13 protein-coding genes are annotated in these 12,377 nt (G+C 44.9%); 1 reads left to right on the top strand and 12 read right to left on the bottom strand.

Annotated elements, in window-relative coordinates:
* Positions 1-70 precede the first annotated feature (70 nt).
* Together FKN08_RS00945 and FKN08_RS00940 are read right to left on the bottom strand one after the other, a co-directional pair.
* A complete protein-coding gene (locus tag FKN08_RS00945; protein ID WP_170891064.1) occupies positions 71-814 on the bottom strand; it encodes a YggN family protein in 744 nt (247 codons plus the stop codon).
* A gap of 61 nt (positions 815-875) precedes the next feature.
* Entirely contained in the window at positions 876-1,355 is a 480-nt protein-coding gene (locus FKN08_RS00940) for a GreA/GreB family elongation factor (RefSeq protein WP_109169655.1), read from the bottom strand.
* 76 nt (positions 1,356-1,431) lie between these two features.
* Between FKN08_RS00940 and FKN08_RS00935 the strand changes: the two genes are divergently transcribed.
* Positions 1,432-3,357, top strand: a complete 1,926-nt coding sequence (locus tag FKN08_RS00935; RefSeq protein ID WP_170891677.1) for a RecQ family ATP-dependent DNA helicase — start codon at positions 1,432-1,434, stop codon at positions 3,355-3,357.
* Here the strand turns inward: FKN08_RS00935 and dinB are convergent.
* The 10 genes from dinB to FKN08_RS00885 all read right to left on the bottom strand — a co-directional run bounded on the left by dinB (position 3,354) and on the right by FKN08_RS00885 (position 12,218).
* Complete coding sequence (gene dinB, locus FKN08_RS00930; RefSeq protein ID WP_230417883.1) at positions 3,354-4,382, bottom strand: DNA polymerase IV; 1,029 nt, start codon at positions 4,380-4,382, stop codon at positions 3,354-3,356. The two genes, FKN08_RS00935 and dinB, sit on opposite strands and share 4 nt — an antisense overlap.
* A 111-nt stretch (positions 4,383-4,493) precedes the next feature.
* Positions 4,494-4,727, bottom strand: a complete 234-nt coding sequence (locus FKN08_RS00925; RefSeq protein WP_047008895.1) for a DUF2789 domain-containing protein — start codon at positions 4,725-4,727, stop codon at positions 4,494-4,496.
* Positions 4,728-4,958: 231 nt separating this feature from the next.
* On the bottom strand, positions 4,959-5,192 hold the full coding sequence (nqrM, locus tag FKN08_RS00920; RefSeq protein WP_005436655.1) for a (Na+)-NQR maturation NqrM: 234 nt from the start codon (positions 5,190-5,192) through the stop codon (positions 4,959-4,961).
* Positions 5,193-5,214: 22 nt separating this feature from the next.
* Positions 5,215-6,219, bottom strand: a complete 1,005-nt coding sequence (locus FKN08_RS00915) for an FAD:protein FMN transferase (RefSeq protein WP_065645499.1) — start codon at positions 6,217-6,219, stop codon at positions 5,215-5,217.
* A gap of 155 nt (positions 6,220-6,374) precedes the next feature.
* Entirely contained in the window at positions 6,375-7,598 is a 1,224-nt protein-coding gene (gene nqrF / locus FKN08_RS00910) for an NADH:ubiquinone reductase (Na(+)-transporting) subunit F (protein ID WP_005380271.1), read from the bottom strand.
* Between the two features lie 33 nt (positions 7,599-7,631).
* Positions 7,632-8,228: an NADH:ubiquinone reductase (Na(+)-transporting) subunit E gene (gene nqrE / locus FKN08_RS00905; protein ID WP_005380270.1), complete on the bottom strand. Its 597-nt coding sequence runs from the start codon at positions 8,226-8,228 to the stop codon at positions 7,632-7,634.
* A gap of 7 nt (positions 8,229-8,235) precedes the next feature.
* Entirely contained in the window at positions 8,236-8,868 is a 633-nt protein-coding gene (locus FKN08_RS00900) for an NADH:ubiquinone reductase (Na(+)-transporting) subunit D (protein WP_005380269.1), read from the bottom strand.
* Positions 8,868-9,638, bottom strand: a complete 771-nt coding sequence (locus FKN08_RS00895; protein ID WP_006742550.1) for a Na(+)-translocating NADH-quinone reductase subunit C — start codon at positions 9,636-9,638, stop codon at positions 8,868-8,870. The genes FKN08_RS00900 and FKN08_RS00895 overlap by 1 nt, the downstream gene beginning before the upstream one ends.
* A complete protein-coding gene (locus FKN08_RS00890) occupies positions 9,628-10,872 on the bottom strand; it encodes an NADH:ubiquinone reductase (Na(+)-transporting) subunit B (RefSeq protein WP_006742551.1) in 1,245 nt (414 codons plus the stop codon). The genes FKN08_RS00895 and FKN08_RS00890 overlap by 11 nt, the downstream gene beginning before the upstream one ends.
* Positions 10,873-10,877: 5 nt before the next feature.
* The gene (locus FKN08_RS00885; protein ID WP_170891062.1) at positions 10,878-12,218 is read right to left on the bottom strand and encodes a Na(+)-translocating NADH-quinone reductase subunit A; all 1,341 of its coding nucleotides are present in this window, start codon (positions 12,216-12,218) and stop codon (positions 10,878-10,880) included.
* Between the last annotated feature and the right edge of the window lie 159 nt (positions 12,219-12,377).

Below are 12,377 nucleotides of genomic sequence, written 5' to 3'. Positions count from 1 at the left end.
TAAAAACGAAAAGAGAGCACAATTGTGCTCTCTTTCTTTATACCATTGAGTTCTACTTTTTGAAGGGTAATTAAATCGTAAATACTCGGTAATCTTTTAGCTCAGGGATTTTCTTCAACAAATCGTCTTCTTGCCCTGCCATGTCATCCAACGAGTCACACAAGTCTTCTGCTTGTTGCTCTACCTCTTTCGAATGCTCAGCTAAACGCTCTTCTACTTTCGCGCTGAGTTCAGCCATACTCTCCGATAATGCAGTGAGGTTTATTCCCCCCTCTTCCTTCATTTTTTTCGATAAAGCATCCAACGAACTCGCTAAAAACTCTTTATTGAAGATCTCTTGTGCTTTTGCAAAGTCTTCAGTCCACCCTTGTGTCATGGACTCAAAACTTTCCGCTGGTAGAATGAAATCGCCATCTTTGTAGTAACGTGATTCAACATCAGCGAAAAAGTCCTGTACTGCGACTTTGACGTTATCAAACGCGCCAGGTGCGTCTAAGCTTTCCGCAACATCATCGATGATGTCATTTGCAAGCGCTAAACCATCACTCGCCAATTGCTTTGCTTGTGGAATATACGCGTTCATTTTTTCGCGATAGTCTTCAATTGCCGCTTTTTGGTCGGCATTGAGTTCAATTAGCTCACCTTTGACGAAAAGGTTGTTATCTTCATCCACAACCGCTTTGTCACCCGTCGTTTGGCGAATCTCCAAGCTTTGCCCATCCATACGGACTTCATTATTGATGTCCACACGACACTGCGCTGCATAACCAGTAGCACTGACCATCAGCAATGAGAGTGTAAAAAGCTTTTTCATGTCATTCTCTTTTATTTAACATTACTCGTGTTAAACATAACACTGAGTGATACATGAGATGTCAGCAAACCGTCACGACTTCGTAACAAGTTGTTTTTTCTCCTATTTTTACATCAATCTCATCGCCTTCTTCTTTCCCGAATAACGCTCGACCAAGAGGAGATTTTGCTGTTAAGACAAAGACTTCCTGAGCCTGATATTTAACAGTCAGACCACCAGAACAAGGGCCTACAAAGAAGTGCTTTTCAAGCAAATTCTCATCTGCGAGAACGACGTAAGCACCTACACCAACAGGTGCGCCTTTAAAGTCGCGAGTCACTAGAGCGCGATATTGACGCAGCTCGTCTTCACTCTCTTGGATTCGCATTGCTTGTCCATGAGCAAGATACGCGGCTTCAAGTGCTAACGTATCGTACTTATGCTCGGGAACAGTTTCTTCATCTGTCGCGGCATCAATGGCTCGCTGAGCCGATGCATGGGCCACTTGAAGTTTTTCTTCCAGATGTTGGATGATAATTTGGACTAAGTCAGCTTTGTTCATACTTTTAGGACGCGCGTTTGGCACTCAGGGTGTGTTAATGTACCTAAGTTTACCATCAAAGAAAGGTTTCCCTATTATGCAAAGTGACTCGCTGCATCAAACACTTCAATCCGTATTTGGTTTTGACTCATTACGCCAAGGTCAACAACCCGTTATTGAAGCGGTTATGAATGGTTACTCTGCTGCGGCCATCTTTCCTACAGGTTCGGGTAAGTCTCTCTGTTACCAATTGCCAGCAACCGTATTGCCCAATCTTACGTTGGTGATCTCGCCGTTGTTGGCGCTAATGAAAGATCAGCTGAACTTTTTGCAAAGTAAAGGGATCACGGCCGCTTCTATCGATAGCAGTCAAAGCAGAGAAGAGTCACAACGCGTCATGGCAGGGGTAAAAAATGGACAGATCAAAATATTGATGATTTCTGTTGAGCGCCTAAAAAACGAGCGTTTTCGTGAGTTCATTCGCCAAGTACCGATCTCTTTGATGGTGGTTGATGAAGCGCACTGCATTTCCGAATGGGGACATAACTTCCGCCCTGATTATCTCAAGCTACCGCAATATCAACGTGAACTGAACATTCCACAATCTTTGCTTCTCACTGCAACAGCAACGCCCGCAGTTATTGAAGACATGAAACAAAAGTTCGATATTGCCAGTGAACATATTACCGTTACAGGCTTCTACCGCCCCAATCTGGATATCTCGGTGATCCCATGCGAGGAAGCAACGAAACAAGAAGTGCTAAGTGAGCTCATCGCCTCTTCTCCTAAGCTTCCGACTATCGTATACGTGACACAACAGCAGACAGCAGAGCAAGTAGCAAAATCACTAATCCATATTGGCATTAATGCTCACGCGTACCATGCAGGTATGAAAAGCGACATCCGTGAACAAATCCAACAGCAGTTCATGGATAGCCAAATTGACTGTATTGTTGCCACGATTGCATTTGGTATGGGGGTCGATAAATCTGATATCCGCCGCGTCATTCACTTCGACTTACCCAAATCGATCGAGAACTACGCACAAGAGATTGGACGTGCAGGCAGGGACGGGCAACGTTCTGAGTGCATTCTGCTGGGCAATACGTCCGGCTTAACGGTGTTGGAAAACTTTGTCTATGGTGACACACCTGAACTAACCTCGATTAACTATGTAGTCGAGCAAGCGAAAGAACATGCTCCACAATGGGAGGTAGTGCCACTGCGTTTATCGCGTGAAAGTAATATCCGCCAATTGCCACTCAAAACCTTGTTGGTTTATTTGGAGCTACATAAACTCATTGAAGCAAAATACAGTTACTTTGCGGAATATCGCTTTAAGTTTTTGCACGATCAGCAATTTATTGTGAATCAATTTCAAGGCGAGCGACGTCAATTCGTGGAGGCTATTTTCTCCTGCTCGCAAAAAGCCAAAGTGTGGTGCCAAGTTGACCTAGAAGCGTTATGGATGAACTATCAATCGGAACGCAGCCGAGTTGTCGCAGCCCTCGACTATTTTCACCAGAATGGTTGGATAGAGCTAGAGAGCAAACAACTGACCGACGTGTACTCTGTTTTGCCAACCACACAGAGTTCTGATGTTTTAATCCAACAACTGTATGAACTGTTCCAATCCAAAGAAAGCAAAGATATCGAAAGAATTCACACCATGCTGCGCTTGTTCCAGTCAGAGCACTGTTTGAGCTCACAATTGGCGAACTACTTTGCTGATCACAATGCACCAGAGCAATGTGGTCACTGCTCCGTGTGTCGTGGTCAAGTCGCTTCGTTCCCAACACCACAAGGTAAGGATATTGAGCCACCTCAAGTAGCAATGTGGGTGCAGGAATTTATTCAGCTCTCCCCTTCAGCTATCAGCAATGATGCTGTCGCCCGCTTCTTGTGTGGCATTAGCACCCCTTTAATTAGCCAGCTAAAAGCTTCAAAACTGTCAGGTTATGGTGCGATGGCCAACACAAGCTTTGAGCAAGTATTAGCTCAGGTAGAAGCAGTAAGAGCCTAGAAAAAGCTCAATTGACGCGCTTGGTTCTCGGGCTTGAGCATCACGTTCAAGCCTAAAAGGCGTATTTCCCGTCCGTTTTGGCGCTTAAGAATATCTCTTAGCAAGATCTTGAAGTCCTCAAGCTCTAATTGCGGATGGATACGCTCAATTGTTGTCAGTTGAAAGTCGGCAAATTTGACTTTAATACCTTGTTTAATAATCGATTTACCTGGGCTTGCACGCTCTAAGCGTTTCTCGAGTTCAGGATAAAGTTTATCCTCGATCACTTGCCAACATTCATCATAGCTCGAGATATTCTGGCTGAATGTCCGTTCCACACCGACGGATTTTCTCTCGCGCTCAACAACGACTTCTCGATTATCAATTCCATGGCTACGCTGCCATAAAGAGGCCCCCTGACGACCAAACTGCCTCAGCAATTCACGATAGTCGCTGTTTTTAATATCCTCACATCGATAAAAGCCCGCTTGATGTAGCTTCTCAAGACTCACCTTCCCAACACCAGGAATGTTTTCCAGCGGAAGTGTATCGATAACTTCCTGGACCTTATCTGGCGGGATAACAAACTGACCGTTGGGTTTATTCATATCAGAGGCGACTTTGGCAAGGAACTTAATCGGTGCAATGCCCGCCGATGCCGTCAGGCCAAGCTCATTCCAAATGTCGCGTCGAATAGACTCTGCGATCAACGTTGCGGAGCCACGACAAGCTGTCGAGTCCGTGACATCGAGGTATGCTTCATCTAATGATAGAGGTTCAATGATAGGCGTATAACGCTCAAAAATAGCACGAATCTGCTGAGAGACTTGTTTGTACACGTGCATTCGACCGGGAACGACTAGTAAATGGGGGCAGAGTTGCAATGCTCGCGCCGTTGACATTGCACTACGAACGCCATATTTGCGCGCCTCATAATTACAGGTGCTAATCACACCACGCTGTTTTTCATGACCGCCAACGGCGAGTGCAATGCCACGGTAACTAGGATTATCTCTCATCTCAACGGCAGCATAAAAACAATCCATATCGACGTGAATGATTTTTCTGATTCGGTCTGACATAGCCATTAAACACTGTTCAAAAACACAGTATAAATTAAATCTGCATTGATAGAAATGAGAGTTTGTAAACGTGCTTTAATCTCGTAACATCACATCAAGCTGATCGACCAACTCTGCCCAGTCTGCGTCTTCTTCAATGGCTTGTTTGAGAAATGTGGCCTGCGAACTTGTCCAAAAGCTGGCTTCATACAGAGGGGCTGAAGCTCTTTTGTGCCGATGTTCGTTAATAAAGTCCTTTATCTCTTGAGGAGAGCTGCCGAGGCCTAGTTGTTGAAACAATTCAGCCATACCGTGTTGATGCATTTCCATATTTCCTCCTAAGTTAACGCGCTTTAGTTTGAGTATATAACCAAATAACAGTTAAGTACGGTGATTAAAGGGAAATGACTTGGCTGTGAAGTCTGCACCGACTTAAGCTTCCGGTCATCCTAGATTAAACGTAGCAAGCAAAGTATAAACTCTCAGAGAAGTAGAGCGAGAAATATAAAAAAACCCAGCTTTAGCTGGGTTATTTTGTATTACTCTTTGGATGACCGATACTTAAGCAATTCGATCTTTTTCCCATGCAGCCAATTTCTCAGCTCGCGCCGCTTCACGTGCTTCACGTTTCTTACGCGCGTCACATGGTTCTGGACAGTTACATACTTTCTCAATACCCACTGCACCAAGACCGCCACAGCTACCCTTCACTACTTTCTTCTGGAAGATGTAGCCAACAGCCATCGCTGCGATTACCGCAACAAAAACTGCAAACGTAATTAGAAATGTACTCATAAGAACATGCTCACTTCTGTTGTTATTTCTTCATGAACGGCTTGTATGCTTCCGAAGCCAGCTCTTTAAAACCATTTTCCGTTTTCACAATCATGAAAACAGGAATATTATTTTCGTTCGCAATTGCCATGCCTTTGTCTTCACCTAGCACCATAAGACCAGTTGCAAGACCATCAGCAGTCATCGACGATTTATCTAATACCGTTACAGACACCACTTTATGATGAATTGGTTTGCCTGTTCGTGGATTAATAATATGAGAGTATCTCACACCATTACTCTCAAAGTAATTACGATAGTCACCACTTGTTGCAATTGCCATGTCCCCTGGCTCAATAATTTCTTGAATTGAGCGCTCATCAATAGTCGGCTTTTCAATCGCAATGCGCCAAGGCACGCCTTCACGATTCACGCCTTTGAGGCGCATTTCGCCGCCCACTTCTACCATGAAGTTATGAACCCCTTCAGATTGAAGGTAGTCAGCAACCACGTCAACCCCCCAACCTTTAGCAATAGTTGATAAATCGACATACAAGTTAGGAATATCTTTGGACAATTTATTGCCATCAATAGATAGATGATGAATGCCAGTATTGGCTTTGCGTGCCGCTAGCTCTTCATCTGTAGGAACGACATCAGGGCGAGCTTCTGGGCCAAAGCCCCACAGGTTAACTAAAGGACCGACTGTCACATCCAATGCGCCTAAAGTAAGACCGTTGAGACGAATCGCTTCTTTGACTACGGTTGCTGTTTGTGTCGATACAGTAAATGGCTCACTCGTTTGATGCTGGTTAAAGCGACTTAATTCTGAATCATCACGGTAAGTCGACATTTGGTCATTAACCTCTTCCAGTAAGCGATCAATTTCCGTCTGCATCGCTTTTGGCGTAGGAATACCATCTTGCTCGATATACTTGATGTTATAAGAAGTCCCCATGGTAGGGCCACTTAGATGAATTTGATCTGCTGGCTGCTCACAGCCAGCCAAAATCAATAGAGAAGCGAATGCAACAAGCCACGTTTTCACTTGTTAACTCCCAATGTTGTTGAATTGATATGGGGAATGGGACCGATTACTTAAATCCAATTACCTATATCAACTGTTGAATATTATTTTTACTTCTACAAAAAATAATGGCTAGCTCTTAGAGAGCTAGCCATAGATCCAATCACTTGGAGGGATTAACCACCGAAGTCATCTAGTAGGATGTTTTCATCCTCTACACCTAGATCTTTTAGCATGCCGATAACAGCCGCATTCATCATAGGTGGACCACACATGTAGTATTCACAGTCTTCTGGCGCTTCGTGATCACGTAGATAGTTCTCGTAAAGAACGTTGTGAATAAAGCCAGTGTAACCATCCCAGTTATCTTCTGGAAGTGGATCAGACAGTGCACAGTGCCATACGAAGTTATCATTCTCAGCTTGTAGCATATCGAAGTCTTCTACGTAGAACATTTCACGCTTAGAACGTGCGCCGTACCAGAAAGACATCTTACGCTTAGAGTGTAGACGCTTAAGTTGGTCGAAGATATGTGAGCGCATTGGAGCCATACCAGCACCACCACCAACGAATACCATTTCTGCATCTGTATCTTTCGCAAAGAACTCACCAAATGGACCAGAAATAGTACACTTGTCGCCTTCTTTTAGAGACCAGATGTACGAAGACATGATGCCTGGTGGTACGTCTGGGTTGTTCGGCGGCGGAGTTGCGATACGAACGTTAAGCATGATGATACCGTGCTCTTCTGGGTAGTTAGCCATAGAGTATGCACGAATGGTCTCTTCATTAACTTTAGACTCGTAACGGAAAAGGTTGAACTTCTCCCAGTCTTCACGGTATTCCTCAGGAATATCGTAGTCTGCGTATTTCACGTGGTGAGCAGGAGCTTCAATCTGGATGTAACCACCAGCACGGAAAGGTACTGACTCGCCATCTGGAATTTGTAGCTTAAGCTCTTTGATGAATGTCGCTTTGTTATCGTTAGAGATAACAGTACATTCCCACTTCTTAACGCCGAAGATTTCTTCAGGAAGCTCGATATCCATGTCAGTTTTCATTGCAACCTGACACGCTAGACGCTCACCTTCACGCGCTTCACCTTTAGTAATATGGTCAAGCTCGGTTGGTAGGATGTCGCCACCACCTGATTTAACTTTTACGCGACACTGACCACATGAGCCACCGCCACCACAAGCAGAAGATACGAATACGCCAGCACCTGCTAGAGCACTCAGTAGCTTACCACCTGGTTGTGTAACGATCGCCAGAGAAGGGTCATCGTTCACAGAAATTGTAATGTCACCTGTTGGTACAAGCTTAGACTTAGCGAAAAGAATCACTAGTACTAGTGCAAGTACGATCAGAGTAAACATCACTACACCAAGAATAATGTCCATTGACTATTCCTTAATTGTTGCGGTTTACCCGACTTACAGTTGAACACCAGAGAAAGACATAAAGCCTAACGCCATAAGACCTACAGTGATAAATGTGATACCAAGACCACGTAGACCTGGAGGTACGTCAGAGTACTTCATCTTCTCACGGATACCTGCAAGAGCAACGATTGCTAGCATCCAGCCCACACCAGAGCCGAAACCGTAAACGATAGATTCAGCAAAGTTGTAGTCACGTTGTACCATGAAAGATACACCACCGAAGATTGCACAGTTTACTGTGATCAGCGGTAGGAAGATGCCTAGCGCGTTGTACAAAGGTGGGAAGAAACGGTCTAGAACCATCTCTAGAATCTGTACAAGTGCTGCAATTACACCGATAAAGGTGATGAAGTTTAGGAAGCTAAGGTCCACGCCCTCAACTAACGCGTTCTCTCTCAGAACTAGGTTGTATACTAGGTTGTTCACAGGAACAGCGATAGTCAGTACTACCACAACTGCAACACCTAGGCCGAAAGAGGTCTTAACCTTCTTAGATACGGCAAGGAAAGTACACATACCTAGGAAGAAAGACAGAGCCATGTTTTCGATGAAAATCGATTTAACTAACAGACTAATGTAATGTTCCATGACGTCCTTACTCCTTCGCTTCTACTTGTTCTGGTTTCAGAATACGGATTACCCAGATAAGGAAGCCGATTAGGAAGAATGCTGATGGTGCTAGTAGCATTAGGCCGTTAGGCTGGTACCAACCACCGTTGCTCACTAGAGGTAGAACTTCTAGGCCAAATAGTTTGCCTGAGCCAAATAGCTCACGGAAGAAACCTACAGTGATAAGAACGAAACCGTAACCTAGACCGTTACCAATACCGTCAATAAGAGATGGTACTGGCGCAGACTTCATTGCGAATGCTTCAGCACGACCCATTACGATACAGTTAGTGATAATCAGACCAACGAATACAGATAGCTGTTTAGAGATATCGTATAGGTAAGCTTTTAGCACCTGGTCTACCACGATTACTAGCGATGCGATAATTGCCATCTGAACGATGATACGCACACTGTTAGGAATGTGGTTACGGATCAATGAAACAGAGAAGTTAGACAACGCAGTTACAAATGTTACCGCTAGCGTCATTACAAAAGCTGTTTCTAGTTTAGTTGTTACTGCAAGAGCAGAACATACACCAAGAACTTGTAGCGCGATTGGGTTGTTATCCAATACTGGCGCTAGAATGCTCTTTTTAACGTTTTGTGCACTAGACATTAGTTAAGTTCTCCGTCACGAACTTTTGCTAGGAAAGGACCAAAGCCCTTATCACCCAACCAGAAGTCAAATGTGTGTTGAACACCATTACTAGTGAGCGTTGCTCCTGATAGGCCATCAACACCGTGCTCAGAACCTTGCGGTGCGCCGCCTTTCACGACCTTAATCGCTGGCTGATGATCTTCATTGTACAATTTCTTGCCAATGAATTGATCGCGCCATGAAGGGTTCTCTACTTCACCACCAAGTCCAGGAGTTTCACCTTGCTCGTAGTAAGTAATAGCAGACACAGTGTTACCATCAGTTTCAACGGCTACAAAGGCATACATCATCGACCATAGTCCTTTACCGTGCATAGGCAAGATAACTTTTTGGACTTCATCTTGGTCTTTTACTAAGTACACCACTGCTGTATTCGCACGACGACGGATATCAGCGACGTCTTCTTCTGGTGTCAATGCGATTGAACGTTCTGCATCTTTTGATGCTTCACGCTGATCGTACGTAGATGCATTACCCTCAGTAAAGTTACCTGTTTCAAGGTCTACCAGACGAGGTTCGATGTACTCAGCAAATAGCTCTGGTACTTTCTTACCGTTCGCGTCAATGCCTGCAACTTCAACGATCTTTGATTGCTTATCTAGGACAGCGTTAGCTTTTTGCTTATCACGCAGACCTACTGCTGCTGTTGATACGATGATTGAACAAACAAGGCTCAACCCGATAACAACACCCAGCGTCTTTTTAATGCTGTCGTTATTACTTGCCATAGCGTGCTAGTCTCCGCTTGATGTTCTTCTCAATCACTACATGGTCGAACAGAGGTGCGAATAGGTTCGCGAATAGAATCGCCAGCATCATACCTTCTGGGTACGCCGGGTTAACTACACGGATCATCACACACATTGCACCAATCAGGATGCCGTACCACCATTTACCTTTGTTAGTAAATGACGCTGATACTGGGTCCGTTGCCATGAAGAACATACCGAATGCAAAACCACCTAGAACTAGGTGCCAGTGCCATGGCATGTTGAACATTGGGTTAGTGTCAGAACCGATCACGTTAAACAGAGTCGATACTGCAATCATACCGATCATTACGCCCGCAATGATGCGCCATGAAGCGATTCGCATGTAAACGATCATCGCTGCACCGATCATTAGAGCTAGAGTCGATACTTCACCAATAGAGCCAGGGATGTTACCGATGAAAGCGTCCATCCAAGTGATAGGAGAACCAGTTACTGTGTTAACTAGAGCACCGTTACCACCTTGAGCCCATTGGCTAAGAGCAGTTGCACCAGAGAAGCCGTCAGCTGCAGTCCATACTACGTCACCCGAGATTTGCGCTGGGTAAGCGAAGAATAGGAATGCACGACCTGCAAGTGCAGGGTTAAGGAAGTTACGACCTGTACCACCGAAGATCTCTTTCGCAACAACAACACCAAATGTGATACCTAGTGCCGCTTGCCATAGAGGTAGCGTTGGTGGAACGATAAGTGCGAACAAGATAGAAGTAACAAAGAAGCCTTCGTTTACTTCGTGCTTACGCACCATACAGAAAAGCACTTCCCAGAAACCACCAACAAGGAATACTGTTGCGTAGATAGGTAGGAAGTAGGTCGCACCTAGTAGCATCTTACTGCCAACCCCTGCATCAGCGGCAATCGTTCCGCCCAGCATTTCAGTTAGCCAGTAGTGCCAGTTACCAGAGATAACTGTCGCTAGTTGATCACCAGCGTACATGTGGTTAAGCGCTGCAATAGCTTGGCCACCTGCGTTGTACATACCCCAGAACATTGCTGGGAATACCGCAAACCAAACCATGATCATGATACGTTTTAGGTCAACGCTATCACGAACGTGCGAGCTTTTATTTGTTACGATACCTGGAGTGTAAAAAACTGTTGCTACAGCTTCATACAGGGCAAACCATTTTTCGTGTTTACCGCCAGGCTCAAAATGATGCTCGATGTCTTCAAGAAACTTTTTAAGAGCCATGAAAATTACCCTTCCTTCTCGATAGTATCTAGGCATTCACGAAGTAACGTACCGTACTCGTACTTACCTGGACATACAAAGGTACACAATGCTAGATCTTCTTCATCCAGTTCAAGCGCACCCAGTGCTTGAGCACTGTCTGTATCACCTGCACATAGATCACGAAGCAGCAGAGTAGGCTCCATATCTAGAGGCATTACGCGTTCGTAGTTGCCAATTGGAACCATTGAACGATCACTACCATTGGTCGTCGTTGTCATATTGAACAACTGACCTTTGAATACGTGACCAAGGAAAGAGCGAGTTACCGAGAACTTATTCTTACCAGGCATTGCCCAGCCAAATAGTTCTTTCTCACGGCCTTCACGTAATACAGAAACCTGTTGATGGTAACGGCCAAGGTATGCGTGTGGACCAGTTGCATGTGTACCTGTCAGTACAGAACCAGAAATCACACGAACTTCGCCAGGCATCAGCTCGTTATCTGTTAGGTCATCTAAGCTTGCACCGATTAAGGTACGAACTAGACGAGGGTTATTCACAACCGGACCAGCTAGAGACACAACACGATCTGTGTATAGCTCACCAGTTAGGAACAGCTTACCGAACGCGATAACGTCTTGGTAGTTGATGCTCCATGCCACATTTTCTGCATTCACTGGGTATAGGAAATGCATGTGGGTGCCAGCAAGACCTGCTGGGTGAGGGCCATCGAAGACGTGTTCTTCTACGTTAGACTGTGAAGAGCGTGGCAAACTAGTGCCAGATTTACATACGTAAACCTTGCCTTCTGTCAGGGCTGAAAGAATGTCTAGACCAGCAATGAATGCTTCTTGTTGCTCATTAATGATCAACTCAGGCTTAGCTGCTAGTGGATTAGTATCCATTGCAGTTACGAAAATAGCCTTAGTAGAAGACTCGATTGCAGGAACCTTGCTAAACGGACGAGTACGTAAAGCGGTCCATAGGCCAGAGTCAACCAACTGAGTCTTGATCACTTCACGATCTAGACCTGAAAGTTGAGCGGCTTCGAACTTATCAAATGTCACCTGCTCTTCACCTGCCACTTCAATCACTACAGATTGAAGGACACGTTTAGCGCCACGGTTAACTTCGATCACTTTACCGGCTGCTGGTGCAGTAAATTTCACGCCAGGGTTCTTTTTATCTTCAAAAAGAACTTGCGCTTTTTTCACTTCATCACCAACGCGGACATGCATGGTAGGACGCATGCCAACGTACTCTTCGCCAAGCAAGGCGACTTTTTTGATGGTCTTACCATCATTAATCACCTGGGATGGAGTTCCTGCGATAGGAAGATCCAAGCCCTTCTTTATTGTAATCATACGCACTTGCACTACTTTTATCGGGAAAAAGATTCTTTTGATTGCGTAACTTTTAGACACGACATCAGTGTCCGGTTTTGATGTTGTTTTAAACATCAAAATCGCAACATCCTATTAAAAATCTCGTCACAAGGAATACGCGAGATTTATCAGGTGCCG

Source organism: Vibrio sp. 1-2 (7-a) (assembly GCF_013048515.1).
Lineage (GTDB): Bacteria > Pseudomonadota > Gammaproteobacteria > Enterobacterales > Vibrionaceae > Vibrio > Vibrio diabolicus.
The sequence above is the reverse complement of the archived record's forward strand: the minus strand, read 5'-3'. Positions and strand labels throughout refer to the sequence as shown.

Excerpts from the sequence above, each read along its gene's own strand:
- FKN08_RS00945 (WP_170891064.1), bottom strand. The coding sequence starts at position 814 with ATGAAAAAGCTTTTTACACTCTCATTGCTGATGGTCAGTGCTACTGGT.
- FKN08_RS00940 (WP_109169655.1), bottom strand. The coding sequence starts at position 1,355 with ATGAACAAAGCTGACTTAGTCCAAATTATCATCCAACATCTGGAAGAA.
- FKN08_RS00935 (WP_170891677.1), top strand. The coding sequence starts at position 1,432 with ATGCAAAGTGACTCGCTGCATCAAACACTTCAATCCGTATTTGGTTTT.
- dinB (WP_230417883.1), bottom strand. The coding sequence starts at position 4,382 with ATGGATTGTTTTTATGCTGCCGTTGAGATGAGAGATAATCCTAGTTAC.
- FKN08_RS00925 (WP_047008895.1), bottom strand. The coding sequence starts at position 4,727 with ATGGAAATGCATCAACACGGTATGGCTGAATTGTTTCAACAACTAGGC.
- nqrM (WP_005436655.1), bottom strand. The coding sequence starts at position 5,192 with ATGAGTACATTTCTAATTACGTTTGCAGTTTTTGTTGCGGTAATCGCA.
- nqrF (WP_005380271.1), bottom strand. The coding sequence starts at position 7,598 with ATGGACATTATTCTTGGTGTAGTGATGTTTACTCTGATCGTACTTGCA.
- nqrE (WP_005380270.1), bottom strand. The coding sequence starts at position 8,228 with ATGGAACATTACATTAGTCTGTTAGTTAAATCGATTTTCATCGAAAAC.
- FKN08_RS00900 (WP_005380269.1), bottom strand. The coding sequence starts at position 8,868 with ATGTCTAGTGCACAAAACGTTAAAAAGAGCATTCTAGCGCCAGTATTG.
- FKN08_RS00895 (WP_006742550.1), bottom strand. The coding sequence starts at position 9,638 with ATGGCAAGTAATAACGACAGCATTAAAAAGACGCTGGGTGTTGTTATC.
- FKN08_RS00890 (WP_006742551.1), bottom strand. The coding sequence starts at position 10,872 with ATGGCTCTTAAAAAGTTTCTTGAAGACATCGAGCATCATTTTGAGCCT.
- FKN08_RS00885 (WP_170891062.1), bottom strand. The coding sequence starts at position 12,218 with ATGATTACAATAAAGAAGGGCTTGGATCTTCCTATCGCAGGAACTCCA.